The 23,145-nt window shown below is 62.6% G+C and carries 24 protein-coding genes; 16 read left to right on the top strand and 8 right to left on the bottom strand.

The window, feature by feature from the left end; genetic code table 11:
* The first annotated feature begins 345 nt into the window (after positions 1-345).
* From OSC50_RS17010 to OSC50_RS16985, 6 genes are all read left to right on the top strand, one after another.
* A complete protein-coding gene (locus OSC50_RS17010; RefSeq protein WP_181077987.1) occupies positions 346-1,716 on the top strand; it encodes a glutamine synthetase family protein in 1,371 nt (456 codons plus the stop codon).
* 101 nt (positions 1,717-1,817) lie between these two features.
* Complete coding sequence (locus tag OSC50_RS17005) at positions 1,818-2,414, top strand: class I SAM-dependent methyltransferase (protein ID WP_181077989.1); 597 nt, start codon at positions 1,818-1,820, stop codon at positions 2,412-2,414.
* A 125-nt stretch (positions 2,415-2,539) separates the two neighbouring features.
* Entirely contained in the window at positions 2,540-3,673 is a 1,134-nt protein-coding gene (gene rnd, locus OSC50_RS17000) for a ribonuclease D (RefSeq protein ID WP_266248444.1), read from the top strand.
* Positions 3,670-3,963, top strand: a complete 294-nt coding sequence (locus OSC50_RS16995; protein ID WP_181077992.1) for a YcgL domain-containing protein — start codon at positions 3,670-3,672, stop codon at positions 3,961-3,963. Before rnd ends, OSC50_RS16995 begins: the two co-directional genes overlap by 4 nt.
* A 106-nt stretch (positions 3,964-4,069) precedes the next feature.
* Positions 4,070-5,002: a D-2-hydroxyacid dehydrogenase gene (locus OSC50_RS16990; protein WP_253511220.1), complete on the top strand. Its 933-nt coding sequence runs from the start codon at positions 4,070-4,072 to the stop codon at positions 5,000-5,002.
* 165 nt (positions 5,003-5,167) lie between these two features.
* The gene (locus OSC50_RS16985) at positions 5,168-8,671 is read left to right on the top strand and encodes a serine/threonine-protein kinase (RefSeq protein WP_266248447.1); all 3,504 of its coding nucleotides are present in this window, start codon (positions 5,168-5,170) and stop codon (positions 8,669-8,671) included.
* Between the two features lie 116 nt (positions 8,672-8,787).
* On the opposite strand, the gene OSC50_RS16980 is transcribed toward OSC50_RS16985, so the two are convergent.
* On the bottom strand, positions 8,788-9,372 hold the full coding sequence (locus tag OSC50_RS16980; RefSeq protein WP_181077998.1) for a nitroreductase family protein: 585 nt from the start codon (positions 9,370-9,372) through the stop codon (positions 8,788-8,790).
* A 153-nt stretch (positions 9,373-9,525) separates the two neighbouring features.
* Here OSC50_RS16980 and OSC50_RS16975 point away from each other — a divergent pair, with 153 nt between their 5' ends.
* Positions 9,526-9,975, top strand: coding sequence for a YcgN family cysteine cluster protein (locus OSC50_RS16975; protein ID WP_043046481.1), 450 nt, complete (start codon positions 9,526-9,528; stop codon positions 9,973-9,975).
* Positions 9,976-9,986: 11 nt separating this feature from the next.
* Complete coding sequence (locus OSC50_RS16970; protein WP_253511226.1) at positions 9,987-11,207, top strand: hypothetical protein; 1,221 nt, start codon at positions 9,987-9,989, stop codon at positions 11,205-11,207.
* An 86-nt stretch (positions 11,208-11,293) separates the two neighbouring features.
* Here the strand turns inward: OSC50_RS16970 and OSC50_RS16965 are convergent, their stop codons facing one another.
* The 3 genes from OSC50_RS16965 to OSC50_RS16955 form a co-directional block, all read right to left on the bottom strand.
* Positions 11,294-11,644: a YgaP family membrane protein gene (locus tag OSC50_RS16965; protein WP_181078002.1), complete on the bottom strand. Its 351-nt coding sequence runs from the start codon at positions 11,642-11,644 to the stop codon at positions 11,294-11,296.
* 67 nt (positions 11,645-11,711) lie between these two features.
* Entirely contained in the window at positions 11,712-12,179 is a 468-nt protein-coding gene (locus OSC50_RS16960) for an RNA methyltransferase (protein ID WP_034096446.1), read from the bottom strand.
* A gap of 370 nt (positions 12,180-12,549) precedes the next feature.
* Positions 12,550-12,924, bottom strand: coding sequence for a YajD family HNH nuclease (locus tag OSC50_RS16955; RefSeq protein ID WP_181078004.1), 375 nt, complete (start codon positions 12,922-12,924; stop codon positions 12,550-12,552).
* Between the two features lie 107 nt (positions 12,925-13,031).
* On the opposite strand from OSC50_RS16955, the gene OSC50_RS16950 reads away from it, so the two are divergent.
* Complete coding sequence (locus tag OSC50_RS16950; RefSeq protein WP_266248452.1) at positions 13,032-13,952, top strand: ParB/Srx family N-terminal domain-containing protein; 921 nt, start codon at positions 13,032-13,034, stop codon at positions 13,950-13,952.
* Between the two features lie 58 nt (positions 13,953-14,010).
* Here OSC50_RS16950 and OSC50_RS16945 read toward each other — a convergent pair whose 3' ends face one another.
* Positions 14,011-14,697 carry a spermidine synthase gene (locus OSC50_RS16945; protein ID WP_266248454.1) on the bottom strand — a complete coding sequence of 229 codons (687 nt, stop codon included), beginning with the start codon at positions 14,695-14,697 and terminating at the stop codon, positions 14,011-14,013.
* A gap of 78 nt (positions 14,698-14,775) precedes the next feature.
* On the opposite strand from OSC50_RS16945, the gene OSC50_RS16940 reads away from it, so the two are divergent.
* Complete coding sequence (locus OSC50_RS16940) at positions 14,776-15,054, top strand: hypothetical protein (protein ID WP_181078009.1); 279 nt, start codon at positions 14,776-14,778, stop codon at positions 15,052-15,054.
* Here the strand turns inward: OSC50_RS16940 and OSC50_RS16935 are convergent.
* Both OSC50_RS16935 and OSC50_RS16930 read right to left on the bottom strand, forming a co-directional pair.
* Positions 15,051-15,524, bottom strand: coding sequence for a cyclic nucleotide-binding domain-containing protein (locus tag OSC50_RS16935; protein WP_181078011.1), 474 nt, complete (start codon positions 15,522-15,524; stop codon positions 15,051-15,053). The genes OSC50_RS16940 and OSC50_RS16935 overlap by 4 nt on opposite strands.
* A 65-nt stretch (positions 15,525-15,589) precedes the next feature.
* Entirely contained in the window at positions 15,590-17,644 is a 2,055-nt protein-coding gene (locus OSC50_RS16930; protein WP_266248457.1) for a S9 family peptidase, read from the bottom strand.
* A gap of 24 nt (positions 17,645-17,668) precedes the next feature.
* Here OSC50_RS16930 and OSC50_RS16925 point away from each other — a divergent pair, with 24 nt between their 5' ends.
* The 3 genes from OSC50_RS16925 to OSC50_RS16915 are packed head-to-tail and all read left to right on the top strand — an operon-like array spanning position 17,669 to position 19,560.
* The gene (locus OSC50_RS16925; protein WP_181078015.1) at positions 17,669-18,199 is read left to right on the top strand and encodes an MFS transporter; all 531 of its coding nucleotides are present in this window, start codon (positions 17,669-17,671) and stop codon (positions 18,197-18,199) included.
* Positions 18,200-18,229: 30 nt separating this feature from the next.
* Positions 18,230-19,006 (top strand): class II glutamine amidotransferase, encoded by a 777-nt coding sequence (locus tag OSC50_RS16920; RefSeq protein ID WP_181078017.1) that lies wholly within the window; start codon positions 18,230-18,232, stop codon positions 19,004-19,006.
* An 11-nt stretch (positions 19,007-19,017) separates the two neighbouring features.
* The gene (locus OSC50_RS16915) at positions 19,018-19,560 is read left to right on the top strand and encodes a DUF2937 family protein (RefSeq protein WP_253511247.1); all 543 of its coding nucleotides are present in this window, start codon (positions 19,018-19,020) and stop codon (positions 19,558-19,560) included.
* A gap of 54 nt (positions 19,561-19,614) precedes the next feature.
* Here OSC50_RS16915 and OSC50_RS16910 read toward each other — a convergent pair whose 3' ends face one another.
* A complete protein-coding gene (locus OSC50_RS16910; protein ID WP_253511250.1) occupies positions 19,615-20,532 on the bottom strand; it encodes a LysR family transcriptional regulator in 918 nt (305 codons plus the stop codon).
* Positions 20,533-20,707: 175 nt separating this feature from the next.
* Here OSC50_RS16910 and OSC50_RS16905 point away from each other — a divergent pair, with 175 nt between their 5' ends.
* Genes OSC50_RS16905 through OSC50_RS16895 form a run of 3 tightly spaced genes read left to right on the top strand, consistent with a single transcriptional unit; the run spans position 20,708 to position 23,081 of the window.
* Positions 20,708-21,451, top strand: coding sequence for a 5-oxoprolinase subunit PxpA (locus OSC50_RS16905; protein ID WP_253511253.1), 744 nt, complete (start codon positions 20,708-20,710; stop codon positions 21,449-21,451).
* Entirely contained in the window at positions 21,448-22,152 is a 705-nt protein-coding gene (gene pxpB, locus OSC50_RS16900) for a 5-oxoprolinase subunit PxpB (RefSeq protein ID WP_253511256.1), read from the top strand. Before OSC50_RS16905 ends, pxpB begins: the two co-directional genes overlap by 4 nt.
* On the top strand, positions 22,149-23,081 hold the full coding sequence (locus tag OSC50_RS16895; RefSeq protein ID WP_266248462.1) for a 5-oxoprolinase subunit C family protein: 933 nt from the start codon (positions 22,149-22,151) through the stop codon (positions 23,079-23,081). Before pxpB ends, OSC50_RS16895 begins: the two co-directional genes overlap by 4 nt.
* Positions 23,082-23,145 lie beyond the last annotated feature (64 nt).

Here is a 23,145-nt window from a genome sequence, read left to right as displayed (position 1 = left end):
GAGGGCGGGTGGCCATTATTTCCAGCGCGGGGCAGGGTGGCAAGGCGTGACGATTGTTTAGCCGGGCTGCAACCACACTCCGCCAAGCGTGAATTTAACCGGCGGTCGCCGCGTGTGAGGCTGGCGCGCATCCCACCAGTGTGATTGCCCATGGCCGCTTCCCCCGACGCTCACCTCGCGACACTGCCGTCCGCGCTGGCGTTCTGGGCGCTGTTCCACTGCCGTCACGCGCGCCCGCCGGATACCGCTCTCCTACGTTGATTGACCCATTGGATGACGCACACCTGTGCGCATCTGCCCGGCGGCGCCCGCGCGCCTGCCTGACGTACCCGTATGAGAGCCCCCATGAGTATTTTTGCCAGCCTGCACGAAGCCCAGTCCTTTCTTGAACACAACCCGGACATTGAACTGTTCGAGCTGTTTATCCTCGACAACAACGGCGTGCCACGCGGCAAGCTGCTGCACCGCGATGAACTGCTGGCGGTGTACGCAAGCGGCCGCCCGCTGCCCAGCACCATTCTCGGCCTGACCATCAACGGCGATGACGTGGAAAATTCCGGCCTGGTCTGGGACGTGGGCGATATCGACTGCCGCGCCTACCCGATCAGCGGCAGCTTGCAACGCATGCCGTGGCGGTTGATCCCCACCGCGGCGGTGCAGGTGAGCATGCACCCCCGCGAAGGCCTGCCCGCCACCGTGGCGGACCCGCGCCAGCTGCTGGCCAAGGTGGTGGACGCGCTCAAGGCCGACGGCTATTACCCGGTGATGGCGGCCGAGCTGGAGTTCTACCTGCTTGACCAGACACCCGACAGCCACGGCCGCCCGCAACCGGCGCGCGACCAGGACGGCGGCCGTCCGCGCGCGACCCAAGTCTATGGCCTGCGCGAACTGGAGCAGATCGAACCGTTTCTGGCCGACCTTTACAGTGCCTGCAAGCTGCAAGGCATCCCGGCGCGTACGGCGATTTCCGAATACGCCCCCGGCCAGGTCGAAATCACCCTGGAGCACCGCGCCGATGCCCTGCAGGCCATGGACGAAGCCGTGCGCTACAAGCGTCTGGTCAAGGGTGTGGCCCACAAACACGGGATGACCGCCTGTTTTATGGCCAAACCGTTCGACGACCTGGCGGGCACCGGCCTGCACATGCATGTCAGCCTGGCGGATGCCGACGGCCACAACCTGTTCGCCAGCGACGCAGCCGATGGCACGCCGCTGCTGCGTCATGCGGTGGGCGGCATGCTCAGTACTTTGCTCGACGCGTTGCTGCTGTTTTGCCCCAACGCCAACTCGTATCGGCGCTTCCAGGCCAACAGCTACGCACCGCTGGCCGCCACCTGGGGGGTCGACAACCGCACCGTCAGCCTGCGCGTGCCGGGCGGGCCGGCGCCTTCGCGGCATATCGAACACCGCATCTGCGGTGCCGACGCCAACCCCTACCTGGCTGCCGCGGCGATCCTGGCCGGCATCCATCGTGGCCTGCGCGAGCAGCGCGACCCCGGCGCTCCGGTGCAAGGCAACGGCTACGCCCAGGCCAAAGAGCTGCTGCCCACCGACTGGCTCACCACCCTGCGCGCGCTGGAAGGCTCCCAATGGGCGCGCGAAGCGTTCGGCGAAGAATTTCTCGGCGTGTACCTGGCGGTCAAACGCGCCGAATACCGCCAGTTCATGGGCGAAGTCGGGGAGCAGGATTGGCGTTGGTACCTGCATCAGGCATGACGGGATTAACGGTAGAAAGTCTTCGACCTTTTTTTCACGTGGCGGCCGTTAAGCTGCCAATCAAGGTCGTTCACTACCGTTTCGCCCAGATGAGCCCATAGATGTCGTCACAACCACCATCCTCCATCGAGATCGAATACGCCGAGCGCTGTGGCCGTGAACACGCCAGCGTCTGCGGTGACACGCGCCCGCCAGGGCTGCGTCGGCGCCTGGTGGCGTGGCGCGATGCCTGGCTGGTGCGCCAGGCATTGAAAGTGGCCGGCGAGCCGGGGCTGATCCTCGACCTGGCCTGTGGCTCGGGGCGCTTCTGGCCGGTGCTGGCCGAGCACGTCAACCGCGTGATTCTGGCGTCGGACAACTCCCAGGCCATGCTCGACCATGCCCGCACCCATCACCCCGCATCCTTGCTCAAGCGGGTCAAGACGTTCCAGGGCTCGGCGTTTTCCATCGGCCTGTCGGAAAACGCGGTGGACTGCATCTTCTGTCTGGAATTGTTTCGTCATGTACCCGACAGTGAAGGACGCCTGGCGCTGCTGCGCGAGTTTCATCGGGTCAGTCGCGACACCGTGATTATCTCGGTCAACTCCCGCACCGCGGTTGAGGGCGAGTTTCGCCAGGCGGGTTTCAAGGTGCTGCACCATCAGGAATTCGTACCGGGCTCCGCGGTATGGCGTGTCTATGTTCTGCGTAAGAGATGATAACTCCCGCCTGTCGGACTATTCTTCAATGCCTGTCTGAGTTTTCATGATCGGCTGTGCACTGCGGATGCTCGCAAGGCTCTTTCGCGATATATACTGCGCGCCATTCTTCAAGGGAGAGCCGTGTGGCCATCGATATTCACTGGATCTGCGACAACGATAGCCTCGGCCAGCATTGCGCCGAATGGCAGCAGTTGCCATTCGTCGCCCTCGACACCGAATTCATGCGGGTCGACACCTTCTATCCCATTGCCGGGCTGATCCAGATCGGTGACGGCGTACGCGCTTACCTGATCGATCCCCTGACCATCGACAATTGGCAACCCCTGGCTGCTTTGCTGGAAAACCCGGCGGTGATCAAGGTGGTGCATGCCTGCAGCGAAGACCTCGAAGTGCTGCTGCGCCTGACCGGCAGCCTGCCGGTGCCACTGTTCGACACCCAACTGGCGGCTGCGTACCTGAACCTTGGCTTCTCCATGGGCTACTCGCGCCTGGTCCAGGCCGTACTGGACATCGAGTTGCCCAAGGGCGAAACCCGCTCGGACTGGTTGCAACGCCCGTTGTCCGAGACCCAGATCAGCTACGCCGCCGAAGACGCGGTGCACCTGGCCGAAGTCTACGAACGCCTGCGTCCACGCCTGTCGGACGACAAATTCGCGTGGGTGCTGGAGGATGGCGCCGAACTGGTGGCCAACCTGCGCCGCGAAGTCGACCCCTACGAGGTGTACCGCGACGCCAAGCTGGCGTGGAAACTGTCCCGCGCGCAGTTGGCCGTATTGCGTGAGCTGTGCGCCTGGCGCGAGCAGCAGGCCCGTGCCCGGGACCTGCCGCGCAATCGCATCATCCGCGAACATTCGCTCTGGCCCCTGGCCAAGTCCCAGCCGGATAACCTCGCCGCCCTGGGCAAGATCGAAGACATGCACCCGCGCACCGTGCGCCAGGACGGGCAGTTCCTGCTGGACCTGATCAAGCGTGCCGGCAGTGTGCCCGCGGACCAATGGCCGCCGACCGTGGCCGAGCCCTTGCCGGTGGATGCCGCCGCGCTGATCAAACAGCTGCGCGCCCTCGGCCAGGCCGAAGCCGAACGCCTGGACATGGCGCCGGAACTGATGCTGCGCAAGAAAACCCTCGAAGCCCTGGTTAAAAGTGGCTACCCCGATGGACCTTACCAACTGCCAGACTCGCTGCGTGGCTGGCGCCGCGAGTTGATGGGCCAGGCGCTGCTCGACAGCCTGGCCACTGCCGGAGAACAGCCTTGAAACGTATTTGCTCCATTTACCGCAGCTTGAAAAAAGACGGCATGTACCTCTATGTGCTCAAGAGCGATGCCCTTGAGCGCGTGCCCGAGCCCTTGATGGTGGCGTTCGGCAAACCGCACCTGGCCTTCGACATGGTCCTGACACCAGAGCGTAAGCTGTCGCGCGAGGACATCGCCGTGGTCCTGGAAAACCTCGATAAACAGGGCTACCACCTGCAAATGCCGCCGGCCGAGGACGAGTACATCGAACACTTGCCCGAAGAGCTGCTGCGTCGCAATGACCCGATGTGATCGGTAGGTGCCCCGTCCGGGGCACATTCTCAATGAAATCGTTTGAGTTGGCGGTGGCCGTAAGGATGCGGGCGGCCGTCTGCACTGTTTTTGAAAGGTTTGAACCATGCGTGTTCTGATTGCTGAACAGGATCACCCGCTGTATGCCCGACTGCTCAGCGAAGCAGCGCCGGAGCTGGAAGTGCTGACCAGCGGCGACTCCGCCGAGCTGTCGCGCCTGGCCGCCGACTGCCCGGTGTGGCTGGGCCAGCCGGACCTGCTGGCGACCCTGCTGCGCCAGGGCCACCACCCGCAATGGCTGCAGTCGACCTGGGCCGGCATCACGCCGCTGCTGGCCGACGGCTTGCCGCGCGACTATCGCCTGACCCGTGCGGTGGGGATTTTCGGCCAGGTGATGGCCGAGTTTGTGCTGACCTACATGCTCGGCCATGAGCGCGAGGTGCTGGCGCGCCTGGTCAGCCAGGTCGAGCGCAAGTGGGACAACCGCATGGGCCAGAGCCTGGCCGGACGCAAGGTGTTGATCGTCGGTACGGGGGATATCGGCCAGAGCGTCGCCCGATTCCTCGTGCCGTTTGGCGTCAAGCTGTACGGCATCGCCAGCACTGCACGTGAGCAGGAGCCCTTTATAGAAGTGGCCGGGCCGGACCAACTGGGCCGGTTGGTGGGGGAGGTGGATTATGTGATCAATCTGTTGCCCAACACACCCAACACCCATGACCTGTACGACGCGGCGCTGTTCAAGCAGTTCAAGCCCACCGGCCTGTTCATCAACGTCGGGCGTGGCGTGGCGGTGGTCGATGCGGATCTGGTCGAGGCGTTGAAAGAAGGGCACCTGGCCGGTGCGGTGATCGACGTGTGCCGCCAGGAACCGCTGCCGCAGCGCCATCCATTCTGGACCGCCTGGGGGCTGTTGTTGACTGGGCACAGCTCTGCGCCGACGTCGCCGCCGATGATGGTGGAGTTGTTTCTGGACAACGTACGCGCATACAAGGCAAAGCAAGCCTTGCGCGGTGAAGTGGATTTCGAGCGCGGTTACTGACCGCCGCACCCGGCCATCGGACGCGTTTTGATCTACGTTCGGTCGTGTACACAAAACCTGACAGTCCGGTTGGAACCGCCCTGGCGGGCCTGCCACCCAGTGATCGCAAAGGCGCAAGGTTGCGTCTTTTAAAGGATATCCACTGGATTAAGGACAGGTACTGTCATGACTACACCCACACCGCCTGCTGTTTATGTGCGCCACAGGGAGTATTTGCACTCCGCTATCGCCTCCGCTGACGAACCGTCTGAAACGCTTGCCACCCCTGTGCCCCGACCTATTTCGGCATTCAAGAACTCCTTGGGCGACCACTGCGACCGACGAACCCTGAGTCGGCGGCTCCAGACCGTCATTCAGCAACTCCCGGGCCAGCTCGTGCCCGATGACACGTTAACCCCTGCCAAAGCCAGAGAAAGGATGGAGACCGCGCTCGCCTCGCTCTTGAGCAGCACAACGATGTATGTGTGCGAGGACGCCTCCTATCAACCACCCCAGCCGCTGCCGCCCAACCGTCTGGTCAGTCTTGATGCGTACCTTCAAGGCTGTGCGCTGCAGGTGCCCAAAACCCTGGAAGCGCTGGTCGAGCTGAAAAATGCGCTGTCCGCGCAAGCTCAGGCCCATCCGCTGGGGAACCTCGGCGGTGCCCTGTCCTGGCCGCGAGCGATGCCCGGTGAAGACCAGAACACCCTCGTCCACCTGCTGCACAGCAATGAAACCGGCTTACAAAGTCTGCCTTTGCCTGAGGGCGGGAAGGGGGCCTTGGGCTATCTGCTCAGTGGCAGCTCGGTGGTTGAGGCCGACCTCAAACACCCGATGGTCGCGATGGAGAAGCTGCTCGCCTCCCCCAAGGCGCGGGCTTTGGAGCAAGCCCTGCGGGCGCGGCTGGGCGGTATGCCTGCCGTGGGCTGTAACAGCGATTATGTGATGACGGCGATCCAGTTGGGCCTTGATCCGGAGTCTTTGGCGGCCCCCGCTCGCAATCACGTTGCCGGTTTTGACTTGGCGAGCAGCCAGTATTGGGGGCAACCGGCCTCAACGGTGGTTGAGGCGCTAGGCAAACATTTGATCGAGCAAGGCCGTGTCAGCGCGACGACCGCCCATTTAGGAGCCTATCTGCTGCTGGCCAAGGCTGCTCCTCACTACCTGGTCAAAGACATTCCCCAAAGCGTGACCTACGGTAGCGTCCTGTGGGCACAATTGACGATGGCCGTGGCCAGGATCGAGGTGCAGACACCCGGACGCACCCTCGCCATGGGGTACGCCGAGATTCTGCTGGCTGCCGAACAGCTCGATAGCGATGAAACGGTCAGCCAGCCTATCGATTACCAGGCGCTGAGGGATTGGGGCATCGCCAGTGGCTTTCTCGTCGGCGCGGAACAAGTGCCTTCGGCCAGCGATATGGAGCGCGTGCGAACAGCGTATAACCATCACCTGAGTTCGCTCAAAGACGCCAGTACGTTGCTGCAAACTGACATTCCCAGTCGCAAGGCGATGGCACTTACCCAGCTCAAGGCCGCGTTTCCCGACCTGGACAGCCACCTCTTTGAGGTGCGCGCGCTCCACAAAGCACGCTTGAAGGAAGGTCGGCCAGGCCTGTATCCCGGCGAGCGCTCAATGCTGGACGTCGTCATGGAAGGCGGCGCGCTGGGGCCTGAAGATCATTGGATAAGCACTGACAAACGGCTACCCGTCCAAAGGTTCTGCGCGCTTTACGAGAAGGGTGGATTGGGGGTTGCCGCGCCCTTCCAGGCTTCATATGACGAGGCCCTGAGCGCACTGGAGGACGGTCAGCAACGCCTGGTTCGGCACCTGATCTCCACGTTGCCTTTGGAGGACCGCAGGAACCTGGAAGAGGGCAAGCTGGAATTCTTCCATACCAACCAATACACAATTGCCGGTGATCTACTCACCCCTCCCGCCCTGCATGTCAGAGGCCACACACTGGAGGTGAAGACCACCACCCGAGATGGCCCAAACCTCTACACCATCGACACGCGCAGAGGTGTCATCGAAAAAGAGAACTTCCTGCTACGCCGACGTACCGAGCCGTATACCACCCGCAAAATGGAACAGCGCGAGGCCAATATCCTCTCGCGAACGGCAGTGTTTGACCCCTATGACGGTAAGCGCGCCGCGCATTATGCGCAGCAACCGCAGGGGACGGGGCAGCCTGATAGTTTTAATTCCCCTCGCAGCCAGTTGATCGCCGATGTTTTCGTCAAATCACTGGACCTGAACAACGCCGATCTACTGCAGGAGGCCAGAGGGGTCACTTCATATGATCAAGACCGCAGCCGGAACCACGCGATTTCCGAGTTCTTTCTGAACCTCATCCCTTTACGCTCGGCCATCGTCAACTTTCAAAACGGCAGTGTCGGGCAGGGCCTCTTCGACTTGGGCATGGATGTGGTCGGCCTGGTCACCTTGGGTGCCGGCAAGGCTGCGCAAGCGGGCAAGGCATTGGGTAAAACTCTGTCAACGGCGAGCAGGCTGGCCAAGGCCGCGCGGTTCGTCGGCGCGACTGTGGTTGAGGCGTTCAACCCCTTGAGCGGTCTGGGCGATCTGGCATTGGTCGGTGGCCGCTTGGCGTTGAGAGGTGGTCGTACTGTGGTGAATCACCTCAAGGGTGCCACCGGTAGCTATGACCTGCTCAAAATTGCCAGCAAGCAATACGGTGACGTGGCAACGGGCAGCTTCAAAGTGGCTGGTGAACGTGTTGAAGGCGCAGCGACGCTGCACAATGGCAAATGGTATGCCCTGGACGCGCAGGCCATGCGGCCTTATGGCCGTCCGCTCGAAGATTTTGTACCGGCTGCCCGCGCAGTGGAGGGCAAGGTGACCCTGTTGCCGAAGGCGCCGGACGCTGAGCTGAGTAATGCGTTGTTTGGCTCATTCAACGTGCCCGAAGCGAGGATCGCCGGGTGTCCACGCAACAGCCAGGGGGTGTATGTCGCCGCCGATGGCCACGTATCGCATATTCGCCACACCGACAGCACGGGCCGGACAGCTGTTTACGAAGTCCGACAGGTCACGCGCACCGAGGATGGCAGGGTGCAGGCGCGGGTTTATCACAACAATCGACAAACGTCGTTGCTGGTTGAGCATGTCCAGGGTGATCAATGGCAGCGACTGGGAGCCCGTGGGGGGAGTCCGGCTTCAGTGAAAGCGGACCTGGGACGTGAGATTGGGCGAGGTACCGAAGGCGTCGTCTATGAGAGTCTCGATGGGCGTAGTGCCTATAAGGACATGGGGGCTACGAGCTCCGACGTTCTGCCCGACTACACGAGGCATGAAACCCGAGCGCTGAACCAATATTACGGAGAGGGTTTTGCCACGGCGATTCTTGAGGATGGCCGCTCATATATCAAAATGCCGAAACTGGACGGCGTCAGCATGGCGAAAATTGAAAAGCGCAGTTTGCCCCCAGAGGTTCGAACCTTACTTGAGGACGCATTGAACGGGATGGAAGCCAAGGGCGTTTATCACCAGGATCTGCAGTTGAAGAACCTTTTATATTCCTCCAGAGACAACAAAATCTATCCGGTTGATATTCAGTCGCTACCGCCTGAACTGATGGTGCCGGGCGAGGCGCTTTATGAGATGGAAATCGCGGCGTATACGCGCAGCAAGAACGATCTCAAGAGACGCTTGAGTGAGCTGCTTGCCTAGTCGACAGGGGCAGAAAAGCCCGTGCACTTGAATGCGCCGCACATTCAAACGTGTGCCTGCCGGGGAGGGGCAGCGCTGGCAAAGTATCACCTGGCCCATCCCCGACACGCTTAGCCTTAATGGCTGAAATCGCCCTCCGATACCAACTCGCTCAACGGTTTGCGCGGGCTGGGCGCTTCACGGCCTTGCAAGTACTCCGGCAAGGTCGCCTTGTCCCCTAGCTTGCCGATCGCCACCGCCGCATGCAGGGCATAGCCTTCTGGGATCTTCAACTCGTTGCGGGTCAGTTCCTGATCGAAGCCGGCCATGCCGTGGGTGTGCCAGCCACTGAGGCTGGCTTGCAGCGCCAGGTGGCCCCAGGCCGATCCGGTGTCGAACGTATGCCACAGTGCCGGCGTTTCTTCGCTGGCGCCGGGAGCGACAAAGTCGGTTTTCGAGGCAATGATCACTAAGGCCGAGGCGTGCTGTGCCCAGCTGCGGTTGAATTCGTTGAGCAGGCCCAGGAAGCGTTCCCAGTCCGGTGTGTCGCGGCGAGCGTAGAGAAAACGCCAGGGTTGCGAGTTGTAGGCCGACGGCGCCCAGCGTGCGGCTTCGAAGAAACTCAGCAGGGTTTCCTTCGAGATGTTTTCGCCGGTGAACGCGCGCGGCGACCAGCGGTCGGTGAACTGGGGATGGATCGGGTAGTCGGCAACGCGGGTCATAGGTGGTTCCTGATCGTCAATTCGATGCTCAAAGCTACTGCGCGCCCGCTAGACTGACAAGTCTTGCAACACCGCCAGTCGTAAGCGCTTGGCCGCGGACGGCCATCGCACTAGACTGGCGGCCCTTTTACCGACCGATACCCACGTAGAGCCATGGCCGCCAAAGTCGAACCTTTCTGGATACGCAAGACCCTCGAACAGCTCGACCAGGAGGAATGGGAGTCGCTGTGCGACGGCTGTGGCTTGTGTTGCCTGCAAAAACTTGAAGACGAAGACGACAACAGCGTTTATTACACGCGCATCGCCTGCAAGTTGCTGGACCTGAAAACCTGCCAGTGCACCGACTACCCCAATCGACGCGCGTCGGTGCCGGACTGCATCCAGCTCACCCCGGGCCAGGCCGACCAATTCAAATGGCTGCCGCCCACCTGCGGTTATCGCCTGGTGAGCGAACGCAAGGATTTGCCGCTGTGGCACCACCTGGTGTGCGGCGACCGCGACGCCGTGCATCACGAACGTATTTCCCAGTCCGGACGCATGCTCAGCGAAGGCAGCGTGCCCGAAGACGACTGGGAGGATTACCTGATCTTCCGCGCTGGCTGAGAGGAATGTGTATGAAGGTTGCAGCCAAGCTGGCGGCGGGCCTGATGGTGCTGGCCATCAGCAGTGCGGCGTGGAGCGCCCGAAAAGTCGACCTGGATTACCACGTCAAACTGTTGCCCCAGACCGAACAGGCCGAAGTCCGCGTGAGCCTGTCCCAAGGTTCGGCGGTGCGTAGCCTGGATTTCGACCTGGGCCACGACGGCACCTATAGCGATTTCAAGGCCGACGGGCAATGGAAAGTCACGGGCCACCGCGGCCTGTGGCAACCGAGCGCCGACAAGGCCAGCCTGACCTACCGGGTCCGCCTCACCCAGGCGCGTAAACCCGGTGTGTATGAAGCGCGCGTGACCCCAGGTTGGGCGATGTTCCGTGGTGAGGACCTGGTGCCCACCGCGCGGCTCGACCAGCAGGATGGCGTCGAGCTGGTCTCGCGCCTGATGTTCGAGTTGCCGGCCGGCTGGAAGAGCATCGAAACCGCCTGGCCGCGCATCGGCAAACACAAGTTCCGTGTCGACAACGTTTCGCGCCTGTTTGACCGTCCCACCGGCTGGATGCTTGCCGGCAACCTCGGCAGTCGGCGCGTGCGCTTGGGTGAAACCGAAGTCACGGTGGCATCGCCCAAAGCGCAGGGCATGCGGCGCATGGATGTGCTGACGTTGCTGACTTTCGTCTGGCCCCAGGTCGAAGCCGCCTTCCCGCGCCATCCGGCCAAGCTGCTGGTGGTTGGAGCCAGCGACCCGATGCGCCGCGGCGCGTTTTCAGCGCGCGATTCGATCTTTCTCAACAGCCGTACGCCGCTGGTCAGTGAAAACGGCGGCAGCCCGTTGATCCGTGAGGTGGTACAGGCGATTGGCCGTTTCAATGACCATGACAGCAGTGACTGGATCAGCGAAGGGATGGGCGAGTTCTACGCCATCGAACTGTTGCGCCGTGCAGGCGGCGTGACCGATGAGCGGTATCAGGCGATACAGGCGCGGTTGGCCAGGGAAAGCAAGGATGTCACCAGCCTGCGCGGCGAACACGTCAGCGGCGCGACGGTGTCACGGGCAGTGCTGGTGCTGCAGGAACTGGATCGGGAGATCCGGGTGAAAACCCATAACAAGCGCTCCCTCGATGATCTCGCGCAGGCGGTGATGCGCGCCGACCGCATCACCACGGCGGAGTTTGTGCAGCTGGCTGAAAGCATCATCGGCGAATCGTCGGTAGTCCTCGATTCCAAGCTTCTGCGCTGATCCTCAACCCTGTACAGATCCCACTGCAGGAGGAGGCTCGCCACCTCCTGCATTCATTTGTAACTCCAGCAGCTCAGCTGTCGGGATCAGCCAGTGGTTTTAACCGCTTTTTCGGCGGCCACTTCCGCACGGGTCTTGAGATTCTTCAACTCTTCCCCGGCACGTTCGATCTTGGTGCGCACGCTGTTCATTTCACGGCGGCCCTGCTCGAGTTTGTCCTTGAGCGAGCTGTGCCCGGTAAAGCCACGGGCCAGCGCCACGCCGCCAATCGCCACCTGAATCAGACCAAAAATGCCACCACGGCGCAGGCCTTTGCCGACCATCATCACGCCGCCGGCCACCGAGCCGATGCGTTCCCAACCGTGCACATTCTGCGTCGGCTGAGTCTGGAACGGCGTGTGTTCGATGACGGGGCGCAAGGTTGTGCTGTCGCTCATGATCTCTCTCCAACAAGGGCAAGTGTCTGCAGATGACTGCCGGCAGGCGCCGGATGTTCCGAAAAAATCAGTACTTGGGGCCCGAACGGGTGTTGTTGCCCTTGGCCAACCGGTCGTAGAGCACCACGTTGACGGTGGCGGCAAGGTTCATGCAACCGGTGGTGGGGATGTACACCACGTCTTCGCACCAGTCGCGGATATCCTTATCCAGCGAGCCATCTTCCGGGCCGAAGATATACAGCGCACGGTCGGGGTGAGTGTACTCGGGCAGCGGGCGGGCGCCGTCCACCAGTTCCACGGCCACCGGGATGCAGCCCAGCGGCAGGATCTTTTTCAGGTCGTCGATGCCGATCAGCGGAATATCGTGATGGACCTTCTTGGTGTCGGTGATGAAATCCCGCGCGCGTTCGTAACGCACCCCGGTGTAAAACACCGACGCCACGCCATAGCAGCCGGCGGCACGCATCACCGAGCCGACGTTTTCGGGGGATTTTGGGTTATACAGACCGATGCAGCTGTAGCGTTTATTGCCCACGGGGAAGGGTGCCTTGAAGAAAAGCGGCGATTATACGGCCTGAAGGGGATGTCGTGCTTGGGCCAGCGCTGTCGGGGGGCAAGCCCCAATGCCGGTCAGTTAAGCGACGGAACGGGCAACCAGTAACCTGTGGCGAGCGGGCTTGCCCCGCGTTGGGCTGCGAAGCAGCCCCAAAACATAGTCCCGGAACTGCCTGGCATACTGCGACGCTCCTATTGGGGCTGCTGCGCAGCCCAGCGCGGGGCAAGCCCGCTCGCCACAGTTACAGTGTTCCTCCTTAACTGACTGGCATTGGGGCAAGCCCCCTCTCACCTGTCTATTGTGAGCCCCTTCATCTGTGGGAGGCAGGCGCAACGGACGACGACAATCTTCAGTCGTCTTTCTTCATCAACCCCGCCAATGCCGCGAACGGGTTGTGGGTGGCCTTGGCAATCGTCGGGCTGCTGGTGGAGCCTTCGCCGAAGTACTGCTGGTCGGTGTAGCGCGAGTGCTCGTTGTCATGGCAATACAGACACAGCAATTCCCAGTTGGAGCCGTCCTGGGGATTGTCATCATGATTGTGGTTGCGGTGGTGTACCGTCAGTTCACTCAGGCGCTTGCCGGAGAATTCGCGGGCGCAGCGGCCGCACACGTGCGGGTACATCTTCAGCGCTTTGTCGCGGTAGCCCATTTCGCGGTCGCGCTGGGCATCGGCGAGGATGCGGTCCAGCTTGGCGGTGTGGGAGGGCGGGTTGCTCGAGCTCATCATGGCTCCTGGCTATTAGGTGGGTCACGGACAGTGTTGATTCTAGCCGCTCGCGCCGCAAATGACCGCTAGGTTCGATTCACTTTATCGATAAGGAATGGGAAGTCATGCGTTGGTCATCATGGACTGTTGCACTGCTGCTGTGTGTGGTTGCCGCTCAAGCTCAGGCGTTGTCGGCGCCCAAGCCGGGGCAGGTGATCGAAGTGACCCTCGAACAGCTGCACCCGACCCAGGCGGTGGTGGGGTTCGATCAGATCCATTACAGCCTCGGACTGTTTGCCGCCAAGCCCGCCAAGGCCTTCGATGAATACTGCGAAACCAACGGCCAGGGCGAGGCCGCCAACGTGCCGAAAAACGCCGACCTGCGCCAGCCCGCCAGTTTCAGCTGCGCCAGCCCGGTAGGCACCCATGCGTCCGACATGAAAACCGTGGTGGTGGGCCTGGGCGGTCAGTTGTACCTGACCGATGGTCACCACAGCTTCACCACACTGTGGGAAACCCCAGGCGGCGGGCCTCGGTTGAAAATGTGGGTCAAGGTCACCGACGACTTCAGCGACAGCCCGAACCTGGCTGTTTTCTGGCAGCGCATGGAGGCTGCACGCAAGGTCTGGCTCAAGGATAACCAGGGCCAGCCCCTGCGGCCCGAGCAGTTGCCGGCCCACCTGGGCTTCAAATCCCTGCAGGACGACACCTTCCGCAGCCTGGTGTACTTCACTCGCAAGGCGGCCTACGGCAAACCGGACGAGGGTGAAGTGGCGCCGGAATTCCTGGAGTTCTACTGGGGCAACTGGCTGCGTACCCAAGTGGATTTGACGGCGTACAACCTGAACAAGAAGGGCGGCTATCGTGACGCGATTGAAGCGGTCGCCAAACGCATGGTCAGCCTGGCGCCGGGCGCGCAGGTAGGCGACAGCGGTTTCACGGCCCGTCAACTGGGCGGCATGCCCCAGTTGGACCGCGATGAGCTGGAGAAAACCTTCGAGAAAAAAGTGCCGTACGTGATCGACTACCGCCACTCCCATCACTGATGTGGGAAGGGCGGTGTGACGATTCCACGTGCCCCCGATAGCCACGACACAGCGTGATTCAGCCCTTAAGCTTTTCCGCTATCCATATGGTGTGCCGGGTGCCCTTGTTGCCATGGGCGAACACCTGCACTTCCTCGGCCCTGAAGCCCGCCTTGCGCAGTTTGTCGCTGAACAGCTTATCCGCGCTGGCCGACCACACGGCCAGCACGCCCTTGGGGCGCAGGGCCTTGGCGCAGGCGGCCAGGCCACCGGCCGAATAAAGCCAACTGTTGGCCTTTTGCGTGAGACCTTCGGGGCCGTTGTCGACGTCGAGCATGATCGCGTCAAAGCCCTGGGGTTCGGCCTGCAGCACCTTGGCCACGTCTTCCTGGCGGATCACCGTGCGCGGGTCCAGCAATGGCCGACCGGATTTTTCCCCCAGCGGCCCTCGGTTCCATTCCACGACGCCAGGCACCAACTCCGCCACCACCACTTCGGCGCTCTTGCCCAGGTGCTTGAGGGCCGAGGCCAGGGTGAAGCCCATGCCCAGGCCGCCGATCAAGACCCGCGAGCCCGGCCGGCCGGCGACCTTGCGGCAGGGAATTTCGGCCAGTGCGTCTTCGGAACCGTGCATGCGCGTATTCATCAACTGGCCACCGTCGCCGCCCTGGATCTTGATGACAAAATCCTCGCCATATTCGAACAGGCACAAAGCGCCGCCGTTGTCGGGGATCGGGGTGGTGTCCAGCAGAACGAAACGTTTCATGGAAATCTCATTGGGAAGGGCATTCTTGCGCGGTTGGGAGTAGCCTTAGGACATTCCGGTCAGGCCATGGAGCCATCGATGAAGTGCAGCATTCTAACGGTCATTGTGTTGAGCGCGCTCACATTGGGTGCGGCGCAGGCTCAGGAGTTGCAAACCGTACCGGTCGCCCCCGCGCCCACGCCTGGCGCACCGGGCACCCCAACGCCCACCCTCTACCCTCAGGTCACGCCGCCAGCGGTGCCGAAGACAAACGGCTCGCCGCCCCTGGCGCCCATTGTCTTGCCGACGCCGCCCAAGGATCAGCCGGTGCCCGGCCTGCAGCAGAACGACAGCAAGCCGAAGACACCCGGCGGCTAGAACTGCTGGGCCAGCAGTTGCCCGTCGGCCATGCGCAGGCGCTTGGACAAGGCAATCGCAATGGCGCGGATGATCTTGGCGGCCACCCGCGGCGCTTCGTTGAGCATTTTCTCCAGGGAGTCCTTGCCCAGGTTCAACAGCACGCAGTCGCTGGCGGCCATGCAACTGGCCGAGCGCCGCTCGCCGTCTAGCACCGCCATCTCGCCAAAGGTGCGGCCGCTGCGCAGGGTGGCGATGGTCACGGGTTGACCTTCGTGAGGTGTTTTCTGCACCGCCACCTGGCCGCTGTGGATGATGCACATGAAGGTGCCCGCATCGCCCTCGAGAAAAATCACTTCGCCCTGGGCAATGCTGCTGATGTTGAAGTAGCCGGCGGCGATATGAAAATCTTCCGGCAGCAGCGGATCGAATAATCCGCAGTCCATGAGCATGTCGCGGATTTCATTATTGAGTTGGGTAGGTGGTGGCATAGCTGCAATTTGGTCCATCAAACAGTGGCGGTCCTGTGTTCAGACCGAACCGCCGCACTAAGTTCCTAAATCAGCCCGAGCGCCTTGAATACAAATGCATATTCGAGCGCTACATCACGTAATCCCTGATAGCGGCCGCTCATCCCACCGTGGCCGGCGCCCAGTTCGGTCTTGAGCAGCAGCAGGTTATCGTCGGTCTTGGTGTCCCGCAGCTTGGCCACCCATTTGGCCGCTTCCCAGTACTGCACGCGGCTGTCGTTGTAGCCGGCGATCACCAGCAGGGCAGGGTAAGCCTGTGCCCGTACATTTTCGTACGGCGCGTAGGCCTTGATCCGTGCGTAGACCTCCGGATCTTCGGGGTTACCCCACTCGTCGTACTCAGTGACGGTCAGCGGCAGTTCCGGGTCGAGCATGGTGTTGAGCACATCCACGAACGGCACTTCGGCAATCGCCGCCTGGAACAGCTCGGGGCGCTGGTTGAGAACGGCGCCGATCAACAGGCCGCCGGCACTGCCGCCGCTGATGGCCAGTTGCTTGGAAGTGGTCAGGCCCTGGGCGATCAAGTGTTCGGCGCAGGCGATAAAGTCGCTGAAGGTGTTCTGCTTGTGCTCCTGCTTGCCGTTGCGATACCAGGCTTCGCCCAACTCGCCACCGCCGCGCACATGCGCAATCGCAAACGCAACGCCTCGGTCCAGCAGGCTCAGGCGCGCGTGGGAGAACCACGGGTCCAGGCTCGAACCGTAAGCGCCGTAGCCGTACAGGTACAACGGCGTCGGCTTGCCCAACTGATCGCGCCTGACCACCAGGCTGATCGGCACTTGAGTGCCATCGGCCGACGTGGCCCACAGGCGCTGGCTCACGTAGTCGTCGGCATTGAATACGCCAAGCACCGGGGTTTCCTTGAGCACCTGCTGCGCACCGCTGGCCAACTCCAGTTGGCGCACCTGGGCCGGACGGTTCAGCGCTTCATAGCGCAGGCGGATCCTGTCGCTGGGAAATTCCAGGCTGTTCTGTACGTAGAGACTGTAGGCGGCGTCGGGCAATTCGACGCGGTAGGCCGCCAGGTCCTGGGGATGCACTTCGATCACCGGCAAGCCGCCGATGCGCAGGCTCAGGGTCATGGCGCTGGCGTTCAGGCTCACGCCGTCGAGCATTACGTCGTCGCGGTGCGGGATCAGGTTGCGCCAGTGGGCTTCGGTGGGTACCTCGCCGGTATCGGCGGCGACGAACAACGCGTAGTTGATGCCATCGCGGTTGCTGCGGATAAACCAGGTCCACTCGCCATCGAGCTGGCCGTGGTCCACATCGTATTCGTGATCCTCGACCCGTGGCGCCAGGCAGGTGAAGTCCAAGTGCGGCTGGTTGGCGTCCAGCGCCCAGATTTCGCTGGTGGTCTTGCTGCCCAGGGCCAGCAGCAGCTGGCGTTCGGAGCTTGAACGGTAGCAATGCAGGAAGAACCGTCCGTCAGGCTCGTGGAAGACTTCCTGAGCCGCCGTACCATCCAGGCGATAGCGATACAGTTTGTGCGGGCGATGGGTATCGTCCAGCTCGCCGAAGAACAGCGTCAGGCTGTCGTTGGCCCAGGTCATGCTGCCGTCGCAATTATCGAATACCAGTTCGCTGACCTTGTCGGTGGCCAATTCCTTCACGTACAGGGTGTAGATCTCGTCGCCACTGGTATCGAGGCTGTAGGCCAGGCGCTGGTGGTCGGGGCTGATGCTGAACGCGCCGAGGGAGAAGAAGCCGCCGTTGGCCAGTTCGTTCGGGTCCAGCAACAATTCCTCGCTGCTTTCATCCACCTGGGTGCTGTCGTCGGCCGGGCGACGGCAGCGGTAGTGACGCGCATATTCGTCACCGGCGGTGGTGCGCGTGTAATACAGGTACGGGCCCCAGGGTGAGGGCAGTGACAGGTCGGTTTCGAGGATGCGCCCCTTGATCTCTTCGAACAGGCTTTCGCGCAGCGCGGCTTGGTCGGCGAGCTGGGCTTCCTGCCAGGCGTTTTCGGCCTTGAGATAATCGAGCACTTCGGCGCTGTCACGTTCTTGCAGCCAGGCGTACGGGTCCTGGCCGGGGGCCTTGCGGGCAATCGGGGCGGCAGTGATGTGGGTCGATGACGGCATGGATCACTCTCTGTCTGGCGGAAGGTGGCCGGCATTGCAGCCGCGACACGCAAAAGCCGTTATCATAGCCGCCTGTTTGCCTACCTTGCCATGGACACCATGACCGAGAACGACTATCTGACCGCTTGGGGCCTGTACGCCTTCGCCGCTTTGGGCTGCCTGTTGGTGTGGTGGCGCATGACGCGCTGGATCTGGCGCTGGCTGCGCGAGCCGCTGCAATTGCTGATGGCGGTGCTGCTGCTGAGCCCCACCATCGTCGACCCGGTCAAGACCCAGTTCGCGCCGGCCGTGGCCATCACCGCGCTGGACCTGGTGCTCAAGGTTGGCAATAACGCCTGGCGGGCCATTTCCGATTTGTTCATGTACACCATGATCGCATTCGGCGTGTACCTGGTCTTCGTGTTGATCCGCTGGCCCATCGAGCGCGCCGCCAAGGCACGCCGTGAACGCAAGGCCGCCACCGACGCCGCCCTGGCCGCCGAAGACCCGGAGGATGACGAACCCTTCCGGCGTCCGGCGCCCGTCAGCGGTATGCGGGTCGAACCGCGCCTTTAACGTTGTAAGCCCTGCAGCGAGAGCCCTGGCATGTGTGAATTATTGGGCATGAGTGCCAACGTCCCCACCGATATCGTGTTCAGCTTTACCGGGCTGATGCAGCGTGGCGGGCGCACCGGGCCCCACCGCGACGGTTGGGGCATCGCGTTCTACGAAGGCCGTGGCCTGCGCCTGTTCCAAGACCCGGCCGCGAGCAGCGAATCGGAAGTTGCGCTGCTGGTGCAGCGTTACCCCATCAAGAGCGAAGTGGTGATCGGTCATATCCGCCAGGCCAACGTGGGCAAGGTGAGCCTGGCCAATACCCACCCGTTCGTGCGCGAGCTGTGGGGGCGCAACTGGTGTTTTGCCCACAACGGCCAACTGGCGGACTTCGCCCCGCGCGCCACGTTCTATCGGCCGGTGGGCGATACCGACAGCGAAGCGGCGTTCTGCGATTTACTCAACCGCGTGCGCGAAGCCTTCCCAGAGCCGGTGGACCTGGAGCAGGTGCTGCCGGACCTGATCGCGGCCTGCACCGAATACCGCAGCAAAGGCGTCTTCAACTGCCTGCTCAGCGATGGCGACTGGCTGTTCTGCTATTGCTCGACCAAACTGGCCCAGATCACCCGACGTGCACCGTTCGGCCCGGCGCGCTTGAAAGATGTCGACGTGATCGTCGACTTTCAGGCCGAAACCACCCCCAACGACGTGGTCACGGTGATTGCCACCGAACCCCTGACCGACAACGAAAACTGGACCCGCTACGAACCGGGTCAATGGAGCCTGTGGCGGCGCGGTGAATGCGTCAGCCAGGGCATTACCGAGTAAGGACATCGACTATGTTGCTCAGCTATCTGCGGTTGGTGCTGTTTGCCTTTGGCCTGTTGGTCGGTGTGCAGGTGCCGGGGTTTATCAGCGATTATGCCAAGCGCGTCGAGGCCCACCTGATCGAGGCCCAGACCAGCCTGCGCGGCTTCGAAACCACGGCGCAGCAGTTCTTCAAGGGAGATATGCACGCCCTGGTCGAGCATTACCGGGCCAGCGATGACCCGGTGTTCCAGAGCGATGCCAGCAGCCTGGGCGCCTTGCTTGATCGCCAGGTGGCGCTGGACAAGCAATTCCAGGCCATGCAGGGCCCGTGGTACATCCGCGCGCTGCAAGTGGCGGTGGCCGCCGATCCGGATATCCGCCTGGAAACCTGGAACGGCTACAGCTACCAGATCCTGCTGACTCCCGAAGCCATGGGCTGGGGCCTGGGCGGGGCGATGCTGTTGTCGTTCGGCTTGGAATGCCTGTACCGGTTGATCGACTGGATCGTGCTGGGCGGCAAGCGCCTGCGCCAAAGCCGGCCGATTGAGGAGCGGGACCTCAAGGGCCTCTAACGCCCAACTCGGTCAACTGTGGGAGGGGTGCCCCCTCCCACATTCATATCCGGTTTATTCAACTGCCAGCACCATCCGTTCTTCGCCAACTTCCTCGGCATACCGGGCCACCACCTTCTGGCACAACCCCACGATCTCCTCCACCAATTCCACCCCAACGCGCCACGACACCACCACCTGCAGGTTCGGCAAACGTTGCTCCATGGGCAGCATCAACAGTTCGCCGCGCGCCAGTTCTTCGCTGACCAGCACCGGCGGCAGGGCGCCGATGCCGAAGCCGTCGCGCAGCAGGCGGGTGATCGCCGACACCGAGTTCACGCAGTTCATGCGCGGCGCGGCGACGCCGTTGGCCTGCATCAGGCGGATAACGTCCTGGTGCGGGTGGGAGTTTTTCGAATAGGTGATGATGCGCTCCTGGGCCAGGTCGGCGAGGGACGCATAGTCGCGGTTGTAGATCGACTGGCTGGCGACGATCCAGGCCATGGGGTGGCTGCCCAGCTCCAGGCTGCGCACGGTTTCCAGGCGCAGCAGGTCGGTTTGCAGAATCAGGTCGAGGAAGCCTTTTTGCAGCTGATCGCTGAGGTTCAGTGCGGTATCGGCGACCAATTCGATTTCCACCAGCGGGAAACGGTCCATCAATTCCGCCACCAGCGGGCTGAGCCAGGTGTGGATCACCGTGTCCATGGCGCCGATCCGAATCCGTCCGACCTTACTGCTGGTGGTCTCCAGGGACTGCTTCAAACCTTGCAGGGTCACCATCATCTGTTCGGCGTAATCGAGCACCTTGACGCCTTCCGGGGTCAGGCTCACACCCCGCGAATCGCGCAGGAACAGCTTGACCCCCAGTTCGCTTTCCAGCACGGCGATGCGGCTGGAGATCGATGCCTGGGTGGTGAACAGCTTTTCGGCGGTCAGGCGAAAGCTCTTGAGCCTGGCGACCCAGACGAAGGTTTCGAGGAACTTCAAATTCATGGGATCAACTTTTTCTTATGCTTGGATCGGTTTTTATTAGTTGGACGCGGCACGGGGCCAGCGCCAAAAATCGGTTCGTTCCACGATAAGCGGCGTGGGGGTGCCAGGACAAGTTGCGTGTCCTGCGGTAAAAATCCCACACTACAAAATAACAAAGCCTACAGGAGCGACCACCGTGAGCCGCCTGCTACTGAACTGTGATATCGGCGAAAGCTTTGGCAACTGGACCATGGGTCTGGACGCCGAGGTCATGCCGTTCATCGATTGCGCCAACGTGGCCTGCGGCTTCCATGCCGGCGACCCGAGTATCATGCGCAAGACCGTCAGCCTGGCGCTCACGCATGGCGTGCGAATCGGTGCACATCCGGCTTATCAGGATCTGCAGGGGTTCGGTCGTCGTTCGATGGCTTACAGCCCTGAAGAAATCCAGGACCTGTTGCACTACCAGATCGGTGCCCTCGACGGCATCTGCCGGGCCCAGGGCGCGCGCGTCAGCTACGTCAAACCCCACGGCGCGCTGTACAACGACATGATGGCCAAGCCGGCGCAGCTGCGCGCAGTCATGCAGGCCATCGCGGCCTACGACGCCGGCCTGCCGCTGATGCTGCTGGCCACCCGCGACAACAGCGCGGCCCAGGCGATGGGTGACGAATACGGCCTGACCCTGTGGTTCGAAGCGTTCGCCGACCGGGCCTACGACAGCCACGGCCACCTGGTCTCGCGCCAACTGCCGGGCGCGGTGCATCACGACGCCGACACCGTGCTCCAGCAAGCCCTGACCATCGCCCGCAGCGAGCCGCTGACCGCCAGCGACGGCAGCGCCCTGGTGTTGCAGGCCAATACGTTGTGCGTACACGGCGACAACGCCAGCTCCATCGCCGCAGTGCAACGCATTCGCCAAGCGTTGAAGTCAGCATGAAACCATGCATTGAAGTGGTGGCCATCGATTGCCTGATGGTGCGTCTGTTCGAGGTCATCGCCGAAGCCAATATGCCGTGGATGCTCGCCGCTACCCAGCAATTGCGCGGCGCATTCGGCCCGGCCTTGGTGGACCTGGTGCCGTCCTATACAACGCTGATGGTGCATTACGACCTCACCGCGTTGAGCCCGGCCGAGGCGCGACAACGCATCGATCGAGCCCTCGCCGACCTGCAACCCCAGGCCCAGGGCAGCGGCAAGTGCCATGTCCTGCCGGTATGGTACGACCTGCGCGTCGGCCCCGAACTGGGCTTGCTCAGCCAGCGCAGTGGCTTGACGGTGGATGAGGTGATCCGCCGCCACAGCGCCCACGAATACCAGGTGTTCGCCCTTGGGTTTGCTCCCGGATTCGCCTTTATGGGGCTGGTAGATGAAGCCCTGGCCACCCCGCGCCTGAGCACCCCGCGCAAACGCGTGGCGGCCGGCAGCGTGGGCATCGCCGAGCGGCAGACGGCGGCCTACCCGGTGGTGTCGCCGGGTGGCTGGAACCTGATCGGCCGCACCCCGGCCAAACTCTTCGACCGCGAGCGCGACGGCTACAGTCTGATGCAGCCCGGCGACACGGTGCGTTTCCAGGCGGTGGATCACGCCGAATTCATCCGGTTGGGTGGCGATGACGCACCGCTGGAGGCGCATGCATGAGCGGTTTATTGATCGAGGCCAGCACGCCGCTGTGCCTGTTGCAGGACGCCGGGCGTTTTGGTGTGCGCCATCTGGGCGTAACCCAGGGCGGTGCGTTGGATTGGGTGTCGATGGCCTGGGCCAATTGGTTGCTGGGCAATGCGCTGAATGCGCCGGTGGTGGAAATCACCCTCGGCGGTTTTACCGTGAAGGCCGAGGACTATTGCCTGCTGGCGTTGGCCGGTGCCGACCTGGGGGCCTTTATCGACGAGCGCGCGATCAGCCCCGGGCGCAGTTTTGTCCTGCAGAAGGGCCAGCGTCTGCGCTTTACCCAGCCGTTCAGCGGTGCGCGGGCGTACCTGGCGGCACCGGGCGGGTTTGATGCGCCGGCGGTGTTGGGCAGTTGCGCCACGGTGGTGCGTGAAGCCCTCGGTGGCGTGGAGGGAAGGGGTAAGGCGCTGGCCGAAGGCGGTCGGTTGGCCTATTCCGGTACGGGCGGTGCCCTGCAGGAGCTGAGTCAGCCCGCCTTGCCGACCGGCGGCTCGCTGGACGTGATTGTCGGCGCGCAGATCGGCCGGTTCAGCGGGCAGAGTCTGTTTGACGCGTTCAACACCGACTGGACGCTCGACAGCCGTGCCGACCGCATGGGCATGCGTCTGCTGGGCACGCCGTTGCAGTATCAGGGGCCGTCGTTGATCTCCGAAGGGATTCCCTTGGGGGCGATCCAGGTTCCGCCGGATGGGCAGCCGATCGTGCTGCTCAATGATCGGCAGACCATTGGCGGTTACCCACGGCTGGGTGCGCTCACACCCTTGGCGTTGGCCAGGCTGGCGCAATGTCTACCGGGGGAGAACGTGCGATTGGCGCCGGTGGTGCAGGAAACGGCGCATCGGCAGCACATCGAGTATTTGCGCCGCTTCCAGACGGCGGGAAGGGCTTGCACCCGATAGCGGTGTATCAGTCCATCCGTCGGTGACTGCACCATCGGAATCGGGGGCAAGCCCTCTCCCACAT

The organism is Pseudomonas quebecensis, from assembly GCF_026410085.1.
Lineage (GTDB): Bacteria > Pseudomonadota > Gammaproteobacteria > Pseudomonadales > Pseudomonadaceae > Aquipseudomonas > Aquipseudomonas quebecensis.
The sequence above is the reverse complement of the archived record's forward strand: the minus strand, read 5'-3'. Positions and strand labels throughout refer to the sequence as shown.

What these genes read in the sequence shown, in the direction of transcription:
- OSC50_RS16965 (WP_181078002.1), bottom strand. Translation starts at nt 11,644, where the DNA reads ATGAGCGACAGCACAACCTTGCGCCCCGTCATCGAACACACGCCGTTC.
- OSC50_RS16915 (WP_253511247.1), top strand. Translation starts at nt 19,018, where the DNA reads ATGTTGCTCAGCTATCTGCGGTTGGTGCTGTTTGCCTTTGGCCTGTTG.
- OSC50_RS16975 (WP_043046481.1), top strand. Translation starts at nt 9,526, where the DNA reads ATGGCCGCCAAAGTCGAACCTTTCTGGATACGCAAGACCCTCGAACAG.
- OSC50_RS16895 (WP_266248462.1), top strand. Translation starts at nt 22,149, where the DNA reads ATGAGCGGTTTATTGATCGAGGCCAGCACGCCGCTGTGCCTGTTGCAG.
- OSC50_RS16985 (WP_266248447.1), top strand. Translation starts at nt 5,168, where the DNA reads ATGACTACACCCACACCGCCTGCTGTTTATGTGCGCCACAGGGAGTAT.
- OSC50_RS16930 (WP_266248457.1), bottom strand. Translation starts at nt 17,644, where the DNA reads ATGCCGTCATCGACCCACATCACTGCCGCCCCGATTGCCCGCAAGGCC.
- OSC50_RS17010 (WP_181077987.1), top strand. Translation starts at nt 346, where the DNA reads ATGAGTATTTTTGCCAGCCTGCACGAAGCCCAGTCCTTTCTTGAACAC.
- OSC50_RS16935 (WP_181078011.1), bottom strand. Translation starts at nt 15,524, where the DNA reads ATGCCACCACCTACCCAACTCAATAATGAAATCCGCGACATGCTCATG.
- OSC50_RS16955 (WP_181078004.1), bottom strand. Translation starts at nt 12,924, where the DNA reads ATGAGCTCGAGCAACCCGCCCTCCCACACCGCCAAGCTGGACCGCATC.
- OSC50_RS16910 (WP_253511250.1), bottom strand. Translation starts at nt 20,532, where the DNA reads ATGAATTTGAAGTTCCTCGAAACCTTCGTCTGGGTCGCCAGGCTCAAG.
- OSC50_RS16990 (WP_253511220.1), top strand. Translation starts at nt 4,070, where the DNA reads ATGCGTGTTCTGATTGCTGAACAGGATCACCCGCTGTATGCCCGACTG.
- OSC50_RS16980 (WP_181077998.1), bottom strand. Translation starts at nt 9,372, where the DNA reads ATGACCCGCGTTGCCGACTACCCGATCCATCCCCAGTTCACCGACCGC.
- OSC50_RS16970 (WP_253511226.1), top strand. Translation starts at nt 9,987, where the DNA reads ATGAAGGTTGCAGCCAAGCTGGCGGCGGGCCTGATGGTGCTGGCCATC.
- OSC50_RS16940 (WP_181078009.1), top strand. Translation starts at nt 14,776, where the DNA reads ATGAAGTGCAGCATTCTAACGGTCATTGTGTTGAGCGCGCTCACATTG.
- OSC50_RS16950 (WP_266248452.1), top strand. Translation starts at nt 13,032, where the DNA reads ATGCGTTGGTCATCATGGACTGTTGCACTGCTGCTGTGTGTGGTTGCC.
- OSC50_RS16945 (WP_266248454.1), bottom strand. Translation starts at nt 14,697, where the DNA reads ATGAAACGTTTCGTTCTGCTGGACACCACCCCGATCCCCGACAACGGC.
- OSC50_RS17005 (WP_181077989.1), top strand. Translation starts at nt 1,818, where the DNA reads ATGTCGTCACAACCACCATCCTCCATCGAGATCGAATACGCCGAGCGC.
- pxpB (WP_253511256.1), top strand. Translation starts at nt 21,448, where the DNA reads ATGAAACCATGCATTGAAGTGGTGGCCATCGATTGCCTGATGGTGCGT.
- OSC50_RS16920 (WP_181078017.1), top strand. Translation starts at nt 18,230, where the DNA reads ATGTGTGAATTATTGGGCATGAGTGCCAACGTCCCCACCGATATCGTG.